This is a genomic window from Pseudarthrobacter sp. IC2-21, from assembly GCF_034048115.1.
In the GTDB taxonomy this organism is placed as follows: Bacteria; Actinomycetota; Actinomycetes; order Actinomycetales; family Micrococcaceae; genus Arthrobacter; species Arthrobacter naphthalenicus.
In genome coordinates, this window is the sequence record NZ_CP139145.1 from 1,931,613 (window position 1) to 1,949,405 (window position 17,793).

Here is a 17,793-nt window from a genome sequence, read left to right on the forward strand (position 1 = left end):
TCAAAGGTCTTCAAAGAGATCGGTCAGGACGCCGGCCGCCCCGGCCATTCCTTGCCGGCCCACGGGTCGTAGTCGGCAATAAGCTCCTCCTGCGGCGGACGCTCAGTCTCAGGGATGTGTTGGAGATTGACCCGCACCCGGTACCAGAGCGAACTCGATCCGCGCATCCCGTCTATAAGCACATCGGCCGGATGCAGGCCCGGAACGAGGTCCGCATGCCGGGCCTTCCACGCGTCGAGCGCCGCGAGGGCTTCGGGCTTGGTCCTGGTACGGGCCACTTCGACCAGCGGCATCACCGACTGCCGGCGCCCGGAACCGTCGCCCGCGCGCGGCGGCTTTTCGGCGGGACCCAGCTCCTTGGCGAGGGCGAGGAGCCCTTCCAGCGAGCCGACGGCGTCGTCGATCCCCGCGTGCGGGTCGCCCAGATCGGCGAAGCGCCCCGGAACCGTGAGAACGGTGAACTGTTCCGGACGGGCCGAACGGACCTCGTCCCAGGTGAGCGGCGTGGAGACCCTGGCATCGGGCAGCGGCCGCACGGAGTAAGCGGATGCCACCGTGCGGTCCTTGGCGTTCTGGTTGAAGTCGACAAACACGCTCTCCCCGCGCTCCTCCTTCCACCAGCGGGCGGTGGCCAGGCCGGGAGCGCGGTTCTCCACCTCGCGCGCGAGGGTCTCGGCGGCCAGTCGCACGTCCCGGTAGGACCACGTTGGCGCAATCCGCACCAGGATGTGGAGCCCCCGCGACCCGCTGGTTTTCGGCCACCCCACGAGTCCGACGTCGTCGAGCACCTCCTGCGCGACATACGCGACATCGACGATCTGGTTCCAGTCCACGCCCGGCATCGGATCGAGGTCCACCCGGAGCTCGTCGGGGTGTTCGAGGTCCTCGGCGCGCACCGGGTGCGGGTTCAGGTCCAGGCAGCCCAGATTCACCACCCAGGCGAGCCCGGCGGCATCACGGATCACGGCCTCTTCGGCCGAGGTGCCGGAGGCGTAGTGCAAGGTGGCGGTGTCGATGAAATCGGGGTGGTTTTCGGGTACACGCTTTTGGAAAAACGGCTCACTGTCAATGCCCTTCGGAAAGCGTTTGAGCACCATCGGCCGGCCGGCCGCCCCGCGCAGCGCACCGTCCGCCACCTTGAGGTAGTAACGGACCAGGTCAAGCTTCGTGAGCCCCGGCCCGGGGAAGACCACCTTGTCCGGACTGGAGATGCGAACCTCCGCGCCGGCAATGGTGAGGATCTCGGCCGGAGTCTTTGAGGGGTTCATGACGCCACGCTAGCAACGATCGGATATCCCAACCAGACCGCCTGGCCTGGTCACTGGCGGCCCGGGCGGTCAGCCACCAAGCAGCCTGCCGCTGGAACCGCGCACAATCAGGCTGGTGGGCAGTTCCGCACCGCCCGCACCGCGCACGTTCGGGGACCCGTCGTCCGCGTTTGGCAGGGCCGCCAGAACGAGGGACAGCGCCGTGGCGCCGGCTTCGGTGAACGGCGCGGCGATGGTGGTCAGGGCCGGGGTGGTGAAGTCGGAGCCGAAAATATTGTCGAAGCCCACCACGCTGAACTCGTCCGGTATGGTCACTTTCGCCGCCTGCAGTTCCCGCATCAGCCCGATGGCCAGGACATCGTTGAAGCATAGGGCGGCGGTGGCCCCGGAGGCGATCACGTCCCTCGCGGCACGCCGGCCGCCCTCGGCGGTGGGTGCCGTGGTGGGGATGAGCAGGGCCTCGCGCCCTGTCCATTCACAGGCGGACCGCAGGCATTCCCAGCGGCGGGCCGAAAGCCATGAGGTGTCCGGGCCGGCCAGGAAGGCGATCCTGCGGTGGCCGCCGGACGCAAGGTGGCGGACCGCTTCGGAGATGCCGGGTTCCACGTCGGGGACTACCGAGTCGACACCTGCCACGCTGCGGTTGATGACGGTGACAGGCTTCGTGGCGTTCAGTGCCCTGATCTCAGGATCGGACATGCGCGGGCTGGCGAGGACGATGCCGTCGGTGGAAGGCTGGATCCGCCGGGCAACCCTCAGCTCCGTTGCCGCCGATTCAGCGGATTCGGCGAGCACCAGCGTCAGGCCGTTCGCGGCGGCGGCGGCCTGGGCGCCGCGGATCATGTCGAAATAGCTGGGGTTCGTGATGTCCGCGACGATCAGCCCGACCGTGCCGGTCCGGCCCGTCAGGAGGGAACGGGCGAGGGGGCTTGCTCTGAAGTTGAGCTCCGCGGCCGCCTGCTCCACGAGTTTCCTTGTTTTGGCGCTCACCCGTTCCGGTTTTCCCAGGGCCCGGGACACGGTGGAGGGATTGACGCCGGCAATCTTTGCGATGTCGTAAATCGTGACCTTGGTGCCGGCCGGGCCGGAGCTCTTCGCCATGGCTACATTCTCCCAAACACCAACCCTTGAACGGCCGATGCCCCGGGGTTAACATATCCGGCACGCGGCGCAGCGGAAGCCGGCGCTTGATCAGAACGGGGAGTCGGACATGAGCGGGACAACCACCCGGGCGTCATCGGCACAGCTGATGGTGGACCTGATTATCTCCCTGGACGGCTATGCCTCCGCCGAGGGATGGCCGGGCTGGTGGGGCCTGGAAGGGCCGGAATACCTGGCCTGGCTTGAGGAGGAGGGGGCGAAGCGGTACACGATCCTGATGGGGGCGAACACCTACCGGCTGATGTCCGGCATGGCGGCGGACGCCGAAGCGGACGGCTCCGCATTTTCCCGGGAAGAGGGTGCGAGCCTGACCGGCCTCGCCGCCGTTCCCAAGATCATCTTCTCCGCCACCTTGCCGGCGCCCCTGGCCTGGCCGAACTCGGAGTTCGTCACCGGGGACGCCGTGGAGGCCGTGAGGGAAATGAAAAGGACCGGCACCGGCACGCTGAGCACGCTGGGCAGCCTCAGCCTGTCCCGCTCGTTGCTGACGGCCGGTCTGGTGGACCGGTTCCGGGTGGTGGTGTTCCCCGTAATCACCGGCCGCACCGGACGGGAGCGGATCTACGACGGCTATCCGGACGTCGCGCTCGAAATGGTCGAAAGCAGGACCTTCGACGGCCGGCTCCAGCTGCTCGAGTACGTCCCCACGGTGCTCACCGGGCCGCCGGCCCGCGGACCCGGTGAACAGCGGACGGGATGACGTCCTTGCGCAGCCCGGCACAGCGGTCCCGCACGTTCACCGGAATCCTGGTGAATACTGCCCTTGCCAACATCACCACCAGTTACCTGTGGTTCGCCCTGACGTTCTGGGTGTACCTGGGGACGCGCAACGTGATCGCCACCGGCGTGGTGGGTGGTTTGTACATGCTGCTGATCGCGCTCTCCAGCATCGGCTTCGGCACCTTCGTGGACCGCTACCGCAAGCTGGCCGTCATGCGCTTCGCCGCAGGGTTCACCCTGGTGATGTTGGTGCTGGCGGGGGTCATGTTCCTGCTGACACCGGCCGCCAGGCTGCTGGACCTGGCCGGGCCGTGGTTCTGGCTCTTCACGCTGATCATCCTGGTCGGTGCGGTGGTGGAGAACATGCGCAATATCGCCCTGTCCACCACCGTCACTATTCTCATCGAGCCCGACAGGCGGGCCAATGCCAACGGGCTCGTGGGCATGGTGCAGGGGCTGATGTTCATCGTCACTTCGGTGCTCTCCGGATTATCCGTGGGGCTGGTGGGCATGGGCTGGACCATCGTCGTCGCCCTCGTGCTCACCGCGCTGGCCTTCGCGCACCTCCTCACACTGCGCATGCCCGAAGAGGTGCGTGCGGCGGCCACGGATGCACACGGCAGCTTTGACCTGCGCGGGTCCCTCGCCGCCGTGCTTGCCATCGCCGGCCTGTTCGCGCTGATCCTGTTTTCAACCTTCAACAACTTTATCGGCGGGGTCTACATGGCGCTGATGGATCCCTACGGCCTGGAGATGTTCCCCGTGGAGCTCTGGGGGACCTACTTCGCGCTGGGCGCCACCGGCTTCATCGTGGGCGGCGCGCTGGTGGGCAAGTTGGGGCTCGGGTCCAATCCATTGCGCACCATGCTCATCGCGGTGATCCTGATGGGCGTTCTCGGCGCCGTGTTCACAGTGCGGGAATGGGCCTGGCTGTACATCGCGGGCATCTGGCTCTACCTGGTCCTGGTTCCCGTTGTGGAGGCTGCAGAGCAGACAGTCATCCAGCGGGTGGTGCCGCTGCCGCGGCAGGGCCGGGTGTTCGGGTTCGCCATGGCGTTTGAGTCAGCGGCGGCACCGATCACGGCCTTCCTCATTGCGCCGATCGCCCAGTTCTGGATCATCCCGTATGCGCGGTCGGCCGAGGGCGCGGCCCAGCTGGCCCCGCTGCTGGGCGAGGGCACCTCGCGCGGCATAGCGCTGGTGTTCCTGGTGGCCGGAATCATCATGGTGGTGGCCGCCCTGCTGGCCTTCCTGACTCCGGTGTACCGCCGCGTCTCGGCGTCCTACTCGGGGGGAACGGCAGAAGCGGAGGAAGCGGCGGACACTGCCAGGTGACCCGCCGCTTCCCCGAACCCCTGTCAGCCCACTGTCACCGCCGCGGGGAGCGGTTCGAGAGGCACGTGGCGCACGGCCCCTTTGTCCGCCGAGAGCGCGAAGGCGGCGTAGGCCCGGAGCGCCGGTGAGACCGCCCGCTCACGGTTGCGGGGCCGGTAGCCGCTGCCCGCCTCCAGCAGTTCACGGCGGCGGTCAAGCTCGGCGTCGGACACTTCCACCGCGATGGAGCGCGCGGGGATGTCGATGGTGATGATGTCGCCGTCCTCGATGAGGGCGATGGCTCCTCCCGCGGCCGCCTCGGGAGAGATGTGGCCGATGGACAGTCCTGACGTTCCGCCGGAGAAGCGGCCGTCGGTGATGAGCGCACATTTGGCGCCGAGCCCCAGGCCCTTGAGGAACGACGTCGGGTACAGCATTTCCTGCATGCCCGGGCCGCCGCGCGGGCCTTCGTAGCGGATCACCACCACGTCGCCTGCCTCGATCCGTTTGCTCAGGATGGCTTCCACGGCGTCGTCCTGCGATTCGAAAACCACGGCCGGCCCGGAGAACTTAAAGATCGATTCATCCACGCCGGCGGTCTTCACCACGCAGCCGTCCACCGAAATGTTGCCCCGCAGCACGGCCAGCCCGCCCTCCACGGTGTGCGCATTGGCGACGGACCGGACGCAGCCGTTGGCGCTGTCCGTGTCCAGCGTGTCCCAACGTTCGGACTGGGAGAATGCAGTGGCTGAGCGGACGCAGCCGGGCGCCGCGTGGAACAGCTCGACGGCGGTGTTGGTCGCCTTGCCGCCGCGGATGTCCCAGTCGTCCAGCCAGGAGCGCAGGTCCGGGCCGTGCACGGAGCGCACATCGTGGTTGAGCATCCCGCCGCGGTCCAGTTCACCGAGGATGGCCGGGATGCCGCCGGCGCGGTGGACGTCCTCGACGAGGTAGTCGCCGTTGGGGGCAACCTTGGTCAGGCAGGGGGTGCGGCGCGAGATCGCATCGATGTCCTCGAGCGTGAAGTCCAGCTCGGCCTCCTGGGCTGCGGCGAGCAGGTGCAGGATGGTGTTGGACGAGCCGCCCATGGCGATGTCCATGGTCATGGCGTTTTCGAACGCGGCGCGGCCGGCAATGGCCCGCGGCAGCACGGACTCGTCGTCGCCGTCGTAGTAGGCGTTGGTGATGTCCACGATTGCCTTGCCGGCGTCCTGGTACAGGTCCTTGCGTGCGGTATGCGTGGCCAGCGTGGTGCCGTTTCCCGGCAGCGAGAGGCCCAATGCTTCGGTGAGGCAGTTCATGGAGTTGGCCGTGAACATGCCCGAGCAAGAACCGCAGGTGGGGCAGGAGGTTTCCTCGATCCGCAGCAGGTCCTCATCGGAAACGGAGTCGTTGACGGCGTCGGCGATGGCGGAGATCAGGTTGAGGCGCTTCCGGACGGTGCCGTCCACCAGCACGGCCGTGCCGCCCTCCATCGGGCCGCCGCTGACGAAAACCGTGGGGATGTTCAGGCGCAGCGCGGCCATCAGCATGCCGGGGGTGATCTTGTCGCAGTTGGAGATGCAGATCAAGGCGTCGGCGCAGTGCGCGTTGACCATGTACTCGAGTGAGTCGGCGATCAGGTCGCGCGAGGGCAGGGAGTACAGCATGCCGCCGTGGCCCATGGCGATGCCGTCATCGACGGCGATGGTGTTGAACTCGCGCGGGATGCCGCCGGCCTCAATGATGGCGTCCGAAACGATGCGTCCCACGGGCTGGAGGTGCGTGTGGCCGGGGACGAATTCGGTGAAGCTGTTGGCGACGGCGATGATCGGCTTGCCGAAATCGTCGCCGTTGACGCCGGCGGCGCGGAGCAGGGCGCGTGCGCCGACCATGTTGCGGCCGTGGGTGACTGTTCGTGAGCGTAGTGGAGGCATGGAAGCAGTCAACCAGTGCCGCCGCTGCGGTGGAAGACGGTCCTGGTACTAGTAGTGGGAGTGCTAGATTTTTGGGGTGAGTGATGAACGACGGCGGGAGCTGGGGCAGTTCCTGCGTGACCGGCGAGGAAATCTGGTGCGGGCCGAGCTGGGGCTGCCGCCCATTGGGCGCAGCCGCACCCAGGGGCTGCGCCGCGAGGAGGTTGCCTCCTTTGCCGCCGTGAGTGTCACCTGGTACACGTGGCTCGAGCAGGGCCGGGAGATCAACGCCTCCCGCCAGGTCCTCGAAGCCATCGCGCGGGTGCTGCAGCTGACAGCAGCGGAGAACGCGTACCTGCTGGCTCTGGGAGGCTACGCCCCGGTGCCGGCGGCGGACATCGTCCCGATCGAGGAAGCGCCCGCCCATGTGCAGCGGCTCCTGGATTCCCTGGACTTCCCGGCTTTTGCCGTGGCCCCGGACTGGGGGATTGCGGGCTGGAACCGGGCCTACGCCGGCCTGTATTCGCGCATCGCGGCCATCGGCCCGGCGGACAGGAATCTCCTCTGGCTCATCTTCACCGACCCGCACCTGCGCGACATGCTGCCGGACTGGGAAGAGACCTCCCGCCATTTCGTCGCAGAATTCCGTGCCGAAGCGGGAGCCCGGCTCGGCTCCGCCGCCCACACGGCCCTGATCTCCCGCCTGACCGGGGCCAGCCCCGAGTTTGCCCGGCTTTGGGCGGACCGCGGCGTGGAGCGCTTCGCCTCCCGGCAGCGGGTGTTCCTGCATCCCGACGCCGGCCGGCTGGTCTACGAACAGCACCGTCTGGTGCCCTCGGATGCACCGGAACTGCATCTGGTCATGTACGCCCCTGTGCCGGAGAACTGACCCGTCCCTCGGACAACCCCGCACTCGGCCTGGTCCTTGCGCTCGCAGAGCAGGTCTGGCCGAGCCCGGCCTAGCGCCCGCAGCGGCGCGAAACCCGCGCTACTCGGCGGAAGGCCGCCGTCGTTGCTGTTTGGTTGCCGACCGCTGCTGCTTGGCTGCAAGATGGCGGTATTTCGATCCCCGCGTGGGTTTGGTGGGCCGGCGGCGGGGACCTTCCGGGGCAAGGGCAGCCCGCACAAGGTCAGCGAGCTTGGCCAGCGCGAGCTCGCGGTTGCGCAGCTGGGAACGCTGCTCGGAAGCGGTCACGGTGATCACGCCGCCGATCAGGCGTGGTCCGAGCCGCTCCAGTAGCGCCAGGCGCTGGCTTTCCGAGAGCACCGCGGAGCCACTGACGTTCCATGAGAGCTCGGCCCGGCTGTCCGTGGTGTTGACATGCTGGCCGCCTGGACCCGACGAACGGGAGAACCGCCAGCCCAGTTCCGCCGCCGGAATGATGAGCGCGGGCGACACCTCCAGATCCATGCACCCAGCGTCGCACAAAACGCGCTTCGCCGGCGCCGCCACCCGGCTCCACACGGACGTGAGCAGGCAAAATGGTGTCATGGACGATGCTGATGCTGTAACCACGCAACGCACCACGGTAGAGGATTGGACCCGGGCGCTGGCAGAGTCCAGCGGCTCGCCCGGCGGCGGCGCCGGGACCGGAGTCATGCTGGCCATCGCCGCGTCGTTGACAGCGATGGTTGCCGGCTACACCGAACCCGACCCGCACCAGCGGACGGAGCTCGACGCTATCCATGAACGGGCGCTGCTGCTCCGCCGGACCGCCCTTCGGCTGGCCGACGAGGACGCCGCCGCCTCGCAGGCTTTCGGAGCGGCGTTCCACCAGGAGCCGGGACCGGACCGCGAGGACGCCATCCACCGGGCCTCCGTGGACGCTGCGAAGGCATCGGCAGTGCTCGGCGACCAGGCGATCGCAGCCATCGGGGATCTGGGCTGGCTCGCTGCCAACGGCAACCCTGCCCTCATTGCCGATGTCGTCGTCGCGTTCGGTGCCCTCAGAGCCGCGGTCACCGGGGCACGCACCAACGTGAGTTTTGACCTCGGCGCGCTCACGTCCGCAGGTGCCACTCTCGAGGAGGTCCGCGGGCAGCATCCGAAACTGTGGGAGACAGTCCAGCGGCTCACTACCGCTCTTGACCGGATTGATGACCTGGCCGCAGGGATAGACCACCGCGCCGCCCCGACAGATGCCGGTTAGGGCCGATCCGATGCCATGGTTTGCGGCGTCCCCGGCCTGAGCTCACACCTGACCTCACACCTGACCTCACACCAGCGGCCACGGGTACCGCATGCCGGTCTGGTCCACGGGCAGGACCCCGTCCAGCAGGACCCGCCGTACCCTCCGCTGCAGTGCGGCGACCTCGGCCTGGGTGAGAAGTTCCGCCACCTCGGCCGGCACGGCCTCGGCGAGCGGAATGAGGTCCTCAAGCAGGGCGCCGGGGATCGGTTCTCCGGCGAAGTCCCAGATGACGGTGCGGAGCTTGAACGGCGCGGCGAAGCACAGCCCGTGATCGATTCCCCAGATCCGCCCGTCGTCGCCACGCAGCACGTGCCCGCTCTTGCGGTCCGTGTTGTTGGTGATGTAGTCGAACAGGGCAATCCGGGCAAGTTCGCGGTGGGTCTCCGGGGCGTCAGCGTACAGGGTGAAATAATGCTCCCGGAAGTCGCACTCGACGAACCACTGCAGCGACCCGATGCCCAGTGGCGCGTCGTCGCGGATTACCGTGGTGGGAACCAGACCCCACGCCAGGTACTCGCTGAGCAGGTACGCCGCCCGTTCCCGGCGAAACAACCCGGGCAGGAAATCGGACAGCGGGCGCTCGCCGGCCTCAGGCTTGTAGACCGCACGCCCGGAATCCGCCCCTCGGGAGACCCGGACCAGGAAGGTCTCATTGCTGCTGCGGAGGATCCGGCCAAGCACCTCCACCCGGCCCTCGTTCAGCAGGGTCAGCTCACGGCCGGGCACCAGCCGCACCCTTCCACGGTCGGCCGCACGTTCACGGCACCCTCAGTCCACTCAGCGGTTCAGCGGTGGAGTTCACCAGCAGCACCGCCGGTGCCCGGCCAGCCACAAAGGAGATGGCGGACACGGAGCCGGGGCTGACCGCAATCCGCTGGAACAGGTCCAAATGCGTGCCCAGGGCGTGGGCAAGAGCCGCCTTGATGGGGTCGGCGTGGGAAAAACATACAACCACGCCCCCGGGGTTGGCGGCGCAAAGTGCCTCGAGCGCCCCCACCACGCGTGCCTGCATCTGCACGAAGCTCTCCCCGTTCGGGAAGCGGAAGGCCGAGGGATTGTGCTGGACGGTCTGCCACTGCGGCAGGACCGCCAGGTCGGCGAGCGCGGCGCCGGTCCAGTCCCCGAAGTCGCACTCGATCAGGCCGGCATGTTCCCGCACTTCCAGGCCCCTGCGGGCGGCCGTGGGCGCGGCGGTCTCGCGGGCGCGTTCCAGCGGCGAGGAGTAGAGGCCGTCAAGGGGCAGGCCGTCCAGGCGTTCCGCCACGCGTGCCGCCTGGTCGCGTCCCCGGTCGGACAGATGCAGTCCCGGGGCGTGACCCGGCAGCACCATGCCGGTGGTGGGCGTTGCACCGTGCCGCACCAGCAGCAGCAGGGTGTCCTGTGGGTCCGGCGCCGGGGCCGGATGTCCCGGGGGAGCGGCTGCAGTCATCAAAATCCAGCGTAACCTTCCCCACGTCCGGCCGGGCAGGAATTGTGGCGAATTGCTCGATTCCCTGCTGGTTCGGGGTCTACCGTAGAAAGGTGAGTGATCGCCCCGATGTATTTACTGTTGGTGAGTTGCGGGCCGCCGGCCATGTCCGGAAAGACCTGCGGCATGAAATCCGCGACAATCTGCTGGCCGCGCTCGCCGCCGGCCGGGATCCGTGGCCCGGGATATATGGATTCGGCCGGACAGTCCTGCCCCAGCTCGAACGCGCCCTGATCGCCGGGCATGACGTCGTCCTGCTCGGTGAACGCGGACAGGGCAAGACCCGGCTCCTGCGCACCCTCGCCGGGCTGCTGGACGAGTGGTCGCCGGTGATCGAGGACTCGGAACTGAACGAACACCCGTACGAACCCATTACCGAGCAGTCGCGCGCCCGGGCCCTCACCGAAGGTGACCGCCTGCGGGTGGCGTGGCGGCACCGCTCGGAGCGTTACGTCGAGAAGCTCGCGACGCCGGACACCTCTGTTGCCGACCTGATCGGCGATGTTGATCCCATGCGGGTGGCCGAGGGCCGCCGGCTCGGAGACCCCGAAACCATCCATTACGGCCTGATCCCGCGCTCCAACCGAGGCATCGTCGCCATCAACGAACTGCCGGACCTCGCCGAGCGGATCCAGGTATCGATGTTGAACGTCATGGAGGAACGCGACATCCAGATCCGCGGCTACGTGCTGCGGCTGCCGCTTGACGTGTTGGTGGTGGCCTCCGCCAACCCGGAGGACTACACCAACCGTGGGCGGATCATTACGCCGCTGAAGGACCGCTTCGGGGCGGAGATCCGCACCCACTACCCCATTGAGCTCGAGGACGAGGTCGCCGTGATCCGGCAGGAGGGCCAGCTCGTTGCCGACGTCCCCCCGGTTATCCTCGAAATACTGGCCCGGTACACCCGCGCCCTCAGGTTGTCGCCGGCCGTCAACCAGACCTCCGGGGTCTCGGCACGGTTCGCCATCGCGGGGGCCGAAACGGTTGCTGCCGCAGCCCTGCGCCGGGCCAGTGTGCGCGGCGAGGATAAGGCGGTGGCGCGGATCATCGACCTGGAAACCGCTGTTGACGTCCTGACCGGCAAGATCGAGTTCGAATCCGGGGAGGAGGGCCGCGAACAGGCGGTTCTTGACCACCTCCTGCGCACGGCCACAGCGGAGGCGGTGCGGGCGCACTACCAGGGCCTGGACCTGGGACCGCTCGTGGCCGCCCTGGACGGACACCGGACCGTCACCACCGGAGATCAGGTCACCGCCCGCGAGTTCCTGGAAAACCTCCCCTCGCTCAACGGGTCAGCCCTTTACGACGAGATCAGTAACAGGCTCGGCGCCCAAAATGACGGCCAGCGTGCCGCGGCGATCGAGCTTGCCCTCGAAGGTCTCTACCTCGCCCGGCGGATCTCAAAGGAGTCCGACGACGAGGAAACCATCTACGGTTAGCAGTCCGAAGAGAGACGAATCATGAGCTTCCATCACCGATCCTCCAAATACGGCCGATACACGGGAGGGCCGGACCCCCTTGCCCCTCCGGTGGACCTGGCCGAGGCCCTTGATGCCGTGGCCGAGGACGTCATGGCCGGGTATTCGCCCAGGCACGCCCTGCAGGAATACCTTCGGCGCGGCGGCCGGCACATGGAAGGGTTGGATGACCTGGCCCGGCGGGTTCAGCAGCGCCGCAGCGACCTGTTGAGCCGCCACCGGCTGGACGGCACTCTGAACGAGGTGAAGAAGCTGCTGGATACCGCCGTCCTGGAGGAGCGCAAGCAACTGGCCCGGGACGCCATGATGGACAACACCGAGCGCGCCTTCCGCGAGATGCAACTGGAGAACCTGCCCCGGTCCACGGCCGCAGCCGTCAATGAGCTGGCCTCCTACGACTGGCAGTCCAGTACGGCACGGGAGGCCTACGACAGGATCAAGGATCTGCTGGGCCGCGAGGTCCTCGACCAGCGTTTCGCCGGCATGAAACAGGCACTCGAGGGGGCTACGGAGGAGGACCGGGCGGCCGTGGCCGAGATGCTGCAGGACCTCAACGGGCTGCTCGACAAACACCGCCGCGGCGAGGACACCGACGCGGACTTCCAGAAGTTCATGGCCAAGCACGGCCAGTTCTTCCCCGAGAACCCGGAGTCGGTCGAGGAACTGATTGATTCCCTTGCCCAACGTGCTGCCGCAGCCCAGCGGCTCCTGCAATCGATGTCCCCGGAGCAGCGGGATGAGCTGATGAGCCTGTCCGCCCAGGCCTTCGGCTCGCCCGAACTCATGGCACAGCTGGGCCGGCTCGATGCCAACCTGCAGGCCCTGCGCCCCGGCGAGGACTGGACCGGCTCCGAACGGTTCGAGGGGCAGGAGGGCCTGGGGCTGGGGGATGGCACCGGCGTGCTCCAGGACATCGCCGAACTCGACGAGCTGTCCGAACAGCTCTCCCAGTCCTACAACGGCTCACGTTTGGATGACCTGGATGTGGATGCCCTCGCCCGGCAGCTCGGCCAGAACGCCGCGGTGACAGCGCGCACCCTCGCCGAGATCGAGCGCGCCATGCAGGACGGCGGCTACTTGCGGCGCGGGGCGGACGGCGACCTCCGGCTGTCCCCGCAGGCGATGCGGCGGCTCGGCAGGTCGCTGCTGCGCGATACCGCCAAGCAGCTCTCCGGGCGGCAGGGGCGCCGGGAGACCCGGCTGGCAGGCGCCGCAGGTGAGCAGACCGGGTCCAGCCGGCAGTGGGAGTTCGGGGATGCGGAGCCCTGGGATGTCACCCGCACCATCACCAATGCCATCCGCCGGACCACGGCCGACGGCGGCGATCCGGGCAGCGGGTTGCGGCTCAGCGCCGGGGACATCGAGGTGGCGGAGACGGAGGCACGCACCCAGGCCGCCGTCGTGCTGCTGGTGGACGTCTCGTTCTCCATGGCGGCCGAGGGGCGGTGGGTGCCGATGAAACGCACCGCACTGGCCCTGCACCACCTGGTTTCAAGCCGGTTCCGAGGGGACCGGCTGCAACTGATCACCTTCGGCCGCTACGCGCAAAGCAGGGACATCGGTGAACTTACCGCATTGGCCTCCCGCCGGGAGCAGGGAACAAACCTGCACCACGGCCTGCTGCTCGCCAATCGCTTCTTCCGCCGGCACCCGTCCATGCAGCACGTCCTCCTGGTGGTGACCGACGGCGAGCCCACCGCGCACCTGCTCCCGGACGGCGACTCGTGGTTTGACTACCCGCCTGCCCCGGAAACCATTCGCCTGACTATCGCCGAGCTCGACCGCCTTGGCCGGGCAGGCACCCAGACCACGTTCTTCCGGCTGGGTAACGACCCCGGGCTCGAACGGTTTGTCCAGCGGATGGCCCGCCGGGTGGACGGCCGGGTGGTTGCCCCCGACGCCGGCGACCTCGGAGCAGCCGTGGTGGGGGAGTACCTCAGGGCGCACTTCCGCGACCATCCCTACGACGACGCCGACTGGGCCTCCTAAGCCTTCCGTCACCCATCGGCTGAAGAATGCCCGCCGGCGGCGGTGGCGATGGCCGCGGAAGGTTCAGGATCTGCGACGATGTGGGAAGGAAAATTCCCAGGAGGATGCATGCCGTACACAGTCGATTTCAAGAACGTTTCCACCGTAGGGCTGGAGTCGTCACCCGTTGCCGACGCACTGGCCGGCCTGCGCGCCAACGAGGCCCGGTACTTCAAGAACAAGTTCGATCACGATTTCACCGTCCAGCCGGCGGACGAAGCGCCCCGGACACTCGACTGGATCCACGGGGTTCTCTCCAGCGAACGCAACATCTCCATCGCTGCCCGTCCGCTGGAGGTCTCGGACTTCGAGGTGGACGGGACGCGGATGGCCTATGTGTTCTACGAGTCCGGATTGTCCATCAACGTGATGTACGGCATCGAGGATGGCAGCAAGCGGGCAGTAGGGTTCAAGCTCTCCGACGGCATGGAGATTCCGGAGGAGCTGGCATCGAGCTTTAAATTCGCGCGGCAAAAGTCAAAGCTGGCCGGCACCATCCGCGGTTCCTACTTTGTGATCAAGGGCCAGCACTGACACCGGGCCGCCGCGGTGTTCTGTCACGAACGGCCCAAGCAAGGTCCTGAGGTGTGAGTGGACCTGCTCCAGCGTCTGCCCTGATTCGAGCATGCGGGTGCCGGCGTGAACAACGGAGTTGATCATCCCTGCCAGTGAATCGGGGTCGGCGACCCCAAGCTCCGTGAGGGTTTCTATCAGCGGTTCCTGGAGCTGCCGGTGCATCCGCGTGGCTTGCTCGTCGAGTTCCTCACCGGGAGCCAGGGTGGCCAATGCTGAGCCGACGGCGTGGGCTCCTTCGGCGACGAGGTCCACGTTGGCCGTGGCGTAGGCCAGGATGCGGTCGGCTTTGGTGGGTGCCTCGGCCATGGCGCCGGTGACGCGTTCGGTCCAGCGCGGAAAAATGTCGCGGACCAGGGCCTGGAGGAGGTCCTGGCGGGAGCCGAAGTACTGATAAACGCTGGGCCGGGACAGTCCTGCCCGCAGGGCGACCTCGGCCATCGTGGGCGCTTCCGAGGTTTCCTGCAGGAGTTCGTGGGCGGCGTCCAGCAGTGCGCGTTCCTGTGCGGCGCGGTGCTCCGCTACGGTGGCGGCACTTATTCTGGGCATTGGGTGATCCTTTGACACTGGCTGGGGTACGCATCAAGACTACGACGCGCGACGGCGGCCCGCTGAGCAGGCCGCCATCGTCGTTTCCGGGCCCGGATGTGTTAGCTGACCGGTGCGGGAAGCCCTAAACGGCCGTCCACCATTTCTACGATCCGGTCGCAGTGGCCCAGGACGTCATGGTCGTGGGTGACCATGACGGTGGCGACGCCATGTTCGCGGCTTTGCCGTGCAAGGAGCTCCACCACTTCGCGGCTGCGTGCCCGGTCCAGGGATGCGGTGGGCTCATCCACCAGGAGCAGTTTCGCTCCGGAGACAAGTGCCCGCGCGATGCCTACACGCTGCCGTTCGCCGCCGGAAAGCTGGCCGGGGCGGTTGGCGGCGCGGTGGGCCATGCCGACGGAGTCCAGCAGCGCCATCGGATCGAAGCGCTTCGGTCCGCCGGCAAGCCTGTTGACCAGCCGGAGCTGGTCCGCCGCGGTCAGCGCCGGGATGAGGTTGCCGGACTGGAAGACGAAACCTATGTTGGCCAGCCGGAACGCGGCGCGTTTGCCCTGGCTCAACCGGGAGAGGTCCTGGCCGTTGACGGTGACCGTCCCCGAATCCGGGGAAGCCAGGGCGCCGGCGATGGCGAGCAGCGAGGATTTGCCGGAACCGGACGGCCCGACGATGGCCAGGAACTCGCCGGGGGCAACGTCGAGGCTGACGTCATCCAGGGCTCTCACCCGGGTGTCACCGTCGCCCAGTTCCATCACGGCGTGGCGGATGGACAGGCCTGTGCCGAGATGCGTGCCGGCCAGGCCTGCGCCGGCTGCTGAGAGTGTGGGGTTGGTCATCGCTGTCCTCCAAGTGCATTGAGCGGGTTGATCCGGGAAATTCGGACCACGGCCACCGCGGCACCCAGCAGGCCCAGGCCGATGGTGAGGGCCGTGGCGCTGGCGATGGGTGCGGCCTCGAGAGCGAACGGCATGGCTTCCGGCATGGCACTGCCCAGGCCCAGCCCGGCAGCCACGCCCAGTGCCGTGAATCCCACCAGCAGGATCGCGGCCTGAGCCAGTCCATCCCGCAGCAGGTAGCCGGTGGACGCGCCCATGGCCCGCAATACGGAGATTTCGTGCTTGCGCTGGATCGTCCACACGGTGAAGAACGCGCCCACGACCAGGGCGCAGATCGCGTAGAGGAACACCTGGATCATGCTCAGGGTCATGGTTTCGGCTTCATAACCGGGTGAGGCATTGAAGGCCGCGGAGAGGGACTTGCTGGAGGTGCCGGCGGCGGTATCGCCCGCGGTGAGGTCCACCTTGGCGCCGGGGCTGGCCTGCACGGCCACCACGCTGGCGGTATCAAAATCGAGTCCGGACAGCTGCGCGGCGCTCGGAGCGCCGGCGGCCGCCTGACCGGAGGCGATCAGCTGCCAGGTCCTCAGGGGCAGATACGCAACATCGACGTGGCCGAACGTGGCCTGACCGTCGGTGAAACCGACAACCTTGAGCTTCGTGCCGATCCGGTCGAGCGTCAGAACCGTTCCGAGGTCGATGCCTTCGGCCTTGGCGGTGGAGGACACCACCACGCCGTCGGTATCTCCGAGGCCGGCTCCTTCGGAACGGGTCGGTTCCAGGAAGGATCCGGGCTGGACGCCGAATAGCGTGAGGTCAACCTGCTTCCCGGAATCGGTGGTTGCGTTGGCCATGCCGACGCCCATCTTCTCGGCGGCGGCCACGCCCTCGACGCCCCGCCAGGCGCTGAGCTGCCGGTCATCGATGACGGAGCGCGAGAAAGCGTTATCGGTCTTAGTGCCTTCATCGAAGGCGAAGGCGGTGACCGGCATCGACTTGAGGCCGGACACGCCGTCATTGACAAGGCCGGAGGACAGGCCGGAGAGCATCACCATGAGGACGGCGATCAGCGCAATGACACCGCCCATCAGGCTGAAGCGGCCGCGCGCGAAGATGAGTTCGCGGAGTGCAAGGAACATGGGGGAATCCTAGGTTCAGAGGAGAATGAGAGAGTTGCTGACATGCTGTCGGCATCTTTCTGACAGCATGTCAGGAAAGTGGGTGTGGTTTAAATCCGGCAGCCCTGCATCCAAACCCATCGTTGGCCCGGTAGTAGGGGTGTAAGCAAAGCAGCCCGCCCGCGGGCCAAACGAGGAGAAGGACATGCGCAGAAGCATTTTCACGGCCGGAGCCGGAGCAGTGGCAATTGCAGCAGCAATGGCCCTGGCCGGCCCTGCCCAGGCCGACGGCGGGGACGCCCGGCTTTCAGTGCTGCACGGAGTGCCCGGACTGACGGTGGACGTCTGGGTCAACGGCGCCCGCACCCTGGATGATTTCGCCCCCGGCAGCCTTGCCGGCCCGCTGGCGCTGCCGGCCGGAGCCTACGAACTCGCCATCACCGCCGCCGACGCCGCCAATGCTTCGGCTCCCGTCATCGGTCCGGTCAGCGTGACCCTCGCCGCGGGCGGGAACTACACCGCGGTGGCCAACCTGGACGCCACCGGCAAGCCCGCCGCGAACTTCTTTACCAATGACGTCTCCCGGATTGACGCGGGCAAGGGAAAGCTGACCGTGCGGCACCTGGCCGCGGCCCCGGCCGTTGATGTGCTCGCGGGCGGCGCCCCTGTGGTGTCCAACCTGGCCAACCCCGCCGGGCAGACCCTCAGCCTGGGCCCGGGAACCATCTCAGCTGCGGTGGCAGCAACCGGCACCACCGCCCCGGTGATCGGGCCGGCAGATGTCACAGTCTCCGAGGGCACGCACACCATTGTCTACGCCTGGGGCAGCCTGGCGGACAAGAACCTCCAACTGGCCGTCCAGACGATCGACGGGCTGCACTCGGCGCCGGCCGCAGTACCGGGAGCCCGTGACGGCTCACCCGAGGCCGCAGCCGCCAGCACCGGCGTCCCGGTCAGCGGATCGGCCGGCCCGCTTGTGGTCACCATCGGATTCGGCGCTTTGGCGGCAGTCCTGCTCCTGGGAGGCATCGGAATGGCGCGCACCATTGCCGAGCTGCGGGCACGCTGATATCAGGCGCCGGCGGGTAAGCCGGGGAGCAAATTCGCCAACAGCAGTATGAGTGCCTGCCGCCGGTACGCGCCGGCGGCAGGCCTCTCCGTTCACCCACACGTGAGACTCAACGGCGGGAAAG

17 protein-coding genes are annotated in these 17,793 nt (G+C 67.7%); 8 read left to right on the forward strand and 9 right to left on the reverse strand.

From position 1 onward, the window contains the following. Positions 1 to 23: 23 nt before the first annotated feature. Complete coding sequence (ligD, locus tag SBP01_RS08905; protein ID WP_320538164.1) at positions 24 to 1,268, reverse strand: non-homologous end-joining DNA ligase; 1,245 nt, start codon at positions 1,266 to 1,268, stop codon at positions 24 to 26. Positions 1,269 to 1,337: 69 nt separating this feature from the next. Further along, positions 1,338 to 2,369 carry a LacI family DNA-binding transcriptional regulator gene (locus SBP01_RS08910; protein WP_320538165.1) on the reverse strand — a complete coding sequence of 344 codons (1,032 nt, stop codon included), beginning with the start codon at positions 2,367 to 2,369 and terminating at the stop codon, positions 1,338 to 1,340. Between the two features lie 109 nt (positions 2,370 to 2,478). On the opposite strand from SBP01_RS08910, the gene SBP01_RS08915 reads away from it, so the two are divergent. Beyond that, positions 2,479 to 3,129 carry a dihydrofolate reductase family protein gene (locus SBP01_RS08915; RefSeq protein ID WP_320538166.1) on the forward strand — a complete coding sequence of 217 codons (651 nt, stop codon included), beginning with the start codon at positions 2,479 to 2,481 and terminating at the stop codon, positions 3,127 to 3,129. Continuing rightward, positions 3,126 to 4,484: an MFS transporter gene (locus SBP01_RS08920; protein WP_320538167.1), complete on the forward strand. Its 1,359-nt coding sequence runs from the start codon at positions 3,126 to 3,128 to the stop codon at positions 4,482 to 4,484. Before SBP01_RS08915 ends, SBP01_RS08920 begins: the two co-directional genes overlap by 4 nt. Positions 4,485 to 4,507: 23 nt before the next feature. Here the strand turns inward: SBP01_RS08920 and ilvD are convergent, their stop codons facing one another. Continuing rightward, positions 4,508 to 6,379 carry a dihydroxy-acid dehydratase gene (gene ilvD / locus SBP01_RS08925; protein WP_320538168.1) on the reverse strand — a complete coding sequence of 624 codons (1,872 nt, stop codon included), beginning with the start codon at positions 6,377 to 6,379 and terminating at the stop codon, positions 4,508 to 4,510. A gap of 76 nt (positions 6,380 to 6,455) precedes the next feature. Here ilvD and SBP01_RS08930 point away from each other — a divergent pair, with 76 nt between their 5' ends. Continuing rightward, complete coding sequence (locus tag SBP01_RS08930) at positions 6,456 to 7,247, forward strand: helix-turn-helix transcriptional regulator (protein ID WP_275216252.1); 792 nt, start codon at positions 6,456 to 6,458, stop codon at positions 7,245 to 7,247. A 99-nt stretch (positions 7,248 to 7,346) separates the two neighbouring features. On the opposite strand, the gene arfB is transcribed toward SBP01_RS08930, so the two are convergent. Beyond that, positions 7,347 to 7,769, reverse strand: coding sequence for an alternative ribosome rescue aminoacyl-tRNA hydrolase ArfB (gene arfB / locus SBP01_RS08935; protein WP_275216254.1), 423 nt, complete (start codon positions 7,767 to 7,769; stop codon positions 7,347 to 7,349). Positions 7,770 to 7,848: 79 nt separating this feature from the next. Between arfB and SBP01_RS08940 the strand changes: the two genes are divergently transcribed. After that, positions 7,849 to 8,508: a cyclodeaminase/cyclohydrolase family protein gene (locus SBP01_RS08940; protein WP_275216256.1), complete on the forward strand. Its 660-nt coding sequence runs from the start codon at positions 7,849 to 7,851 to the stop codon at positions 8,506 to 8,508. A 66-nt stretch (positions 8,509 to 8,574) separates the two neighbouring features. On the opposite strand, the gene SBP01_RS08945 is transcribed toward SBP01_RS08940, so the two are convergent. Continuing rightward, on the reverse strand, positions 8,575 to 9,276 hold the full coding sequence (locus SBP01_RS08945) for an SCO1664 family protein (protein ID WP_320538169.1): 702 nt from the start codon (positions 9,274 to 9,276) through the stop codon (positions 8,575 to 8,577). 31 nt (positions 9,277 to 9,307) lie between these two features. After that, positions 9,308 to 9,979 (reverse strand): MSMEG_4193 family putative phosphomutase, encoded by a 672-nt coding sequence (locus tag SBP01_RS08950; RefSeq protein WP_320538170.1) that lies wholly within the window; start codon positions 9,977 to 9,979, stop codon positions 9,308 to 9,310. A gap of 92 nt (positions 9,980 to 10,071) precedes the next feature. On the opposite strand from SBP01_RS08950, the gene SBP01_RS08955 reads away from it, so the two are divergent. From SBP01_RS08955 to SBP01_RS08965, 3 genes are all read left to right on the forward strand, one after another. Next, the gene (locus tag SBP01_RS08955) at positions 10,072 to 11,460 is read left to right on the forward strand and encodes a sigma 54-interacting transcriptional regulator (RefSeq protein ID WP_275216260.1); all 1,389 of its coding nucleotides are present in this window, start codon (positions 10,072 to 10,074) and stop codon (positions 11,458 to 11,460) included. Between the two features lie 21 nt (positions 11,461 to 11,481). Then, positions 11,482 to 13,488: a vWA domain-containing protein gene (locus SBP01_RS08960; protein ID WP_275216261.1), complete on the forward strand. Its 2,007-nt coding sequence runs from the start codon at positions 11,482 to 11,484 to the stop codon at positions 13,486 to 13,488. 108 nt (positions 13,489 to 13,596) lie between these two features. Beyond that, positions 13,597 to 14,061 (forward strand): phage tail protein, encoded by a 465-nt coding sequence (locus SBP01_RS08965; protein ID WP_275216263.1) that lies wholly within the window; start codon positions 13,597 to 13,599, stop codon positions 14,059 to 14,061. On the opposite strand, the gene SBP01_RS08970 is transcribed toward SBP01_RS08965, so the two are convergent. The 3 genes from SBP01_RS08970 to SBP01_RS08980 form a co-directional block, all read right to left on the reverse strand. After that, entirely contained in the window at positions 14,005 to 14,649 is a 645-nt protein-coding gene (locus SBP01_RS08970) for a TetR/AcrR family transcriptional regulator (protein WP_275216264.1), read from the reverse strand. The genes SBP01_RS08965 and SBP01_RS08970 overlap by 57 nt on opposite strands. A 101-nt stretch (positions 14,650 to 14,750) precedes the next feature. Next, positions 14,751 to 15,482 carry an ABC transporter ATP-binding protein gene (locus SBP01_RS08975; RefSeq protein WP_275216265.1) on the reverse strand — a complete coding sequence of 244 codons (732 nt, stop codon included), beginning with the start codon at positions 15,480 to 15,482 and terminating at the stop codon, positions 14,751 to 14,753. Next, positions 15,479 to 16,621 (reverse strand): ABC transporter permease, encoded by a 1,143-nt coding sequence (locus SBP01_RS08980; RefSeq protein ID WP_275216266.1) that lies wholly within the window; start codon positions 16,619 to 16,621, stop codon positions 15,479 to 15,481. Before SBP01_RS08980 ends, SBP01_RS08975 begins: the two co-directional genes overlap by 4 nt. 184 nt (positions 16,622 to 16,805) lie before the next feature. On the opposite strand from SBP01_RS08980, the gene SBP01_RS08985 reads away from it, so the two are divergent. Next, positions 16,806 to 17,669 carry a DUF4397 domain-containing protein gene (locus SBP01_RS08985; RefSeq protein ID WP_320538171.1) on the forward strand — a complete coding sequence of 288 codons (864 nt, stop codon included), beginning with the start codon at positions 16,806 to 16,808 and terminating at the stop codon, positions 17,667 to 17,669. Positions 17,670 to 17,793 lie beyond the last annotated feature (124 nt).

Excerpts from the sequence above, each read along its gene's own strand:
- SBP01_RS08975 (WP_275216265.1), bottom strand. The coding sequence starts at position 15,482 with ATGACCAACCCCACACTCTCAGCAGCCGGCGCAGGCCTGGCCGGCACG.
- SBP01_RS08915 (WP_320538166.1), top strand. The coding sequence starts at position 2,479 with ATGAGCGGGACAACCACCCGGGCGTCATCGGCACAGCTGATGGTGGAC.
- SBP01_RS08960 (WP_275216261.1), top strand. The coding sequence starts at position 11,482 with ATGAGCTTCCATCACCGATCCTCCAAATACGGCCGATACACGGGAGGG.
- SBP01_RS08950 (WP_320538170.1), bottom strand. The coding sequence starts at position 9,979 with ATGACTGCAGCCGCTCCCCCGGGACATCCGGCCCCGGCGCCGGACCCA.
- SBP01_RS08970 (WP_275216264.1), bottom strand. The coding sequence starts at position 14,649 with ATGCCCAGAATAAGTGCCGCCACCGTAGCGGAGCACCGCGCCGCACAG.
- SBP01_RS08910 (WP_320538165.1), bottom strand. The coding sequence starts at position 2,369 with ATGGCGAAGAGCTCCGGCCCGGCCGGCACCAAGGTCACGATTTACGAC.
- SBP01_RS08920 (WP_320538167.1), top strand. The coding sequence starts at position 3,126 with ATGACGTCCTTGCGCAGCCCGGCACAGCGGTCCCGCACGTTCACCGGA.
- SBP01_RS08965 (WP_275216263.1), top strand. The coding sequence starts at position 13,597 with ATGCCGTACACAGTCGATTTCAAGAACGTTTCCACCGTAGGGCTGGAG.
- SBP01_RS08940 (WP_275216256.1), top strand. The coding sequence starts at position 7,849 with ATGGACGATGCTGATGCTGTAACCACGCAACGCACCACGGTAGAGGAT.
- arfB (WP_275216254.1), bottom strand. The coding sequence starts at position 7,769 with ATGGATCTGGAGGTGTCGCCCGCGCTCATCATTCCGGCGGCGGAACTG.
- SBP01_RS08985 (WP_320538171.1), top strand. The coding sequence starts at position 16,806 with ATGCGCAGAAGCATTTTCACGGCCGGAGCCGGAGCAGTGGCAATTGCA.
- ligD (WP_320538164.1), bottom strand. The coding sequence starts at position 1,268 with ATGAACCCCTCAAAGACTCCGGCCGAGATCCTCACCATTGCCGGCGCG.
- SBP01_RS08980 (WP_275216266.1), bottom strand. The coding sequence starts at position 16,621 with ATGTTCCTTGCACTCCGCGAACTCATCTTCGCGCGCGGCCGCTTCAGC.
- ilvD (WP_320538168.1), bottom strand. The coding sequence starts at position 6,379 with ATGCCTCCACTACGCTCACGAACAGTCACCCACGGCCGCAACATGGTC.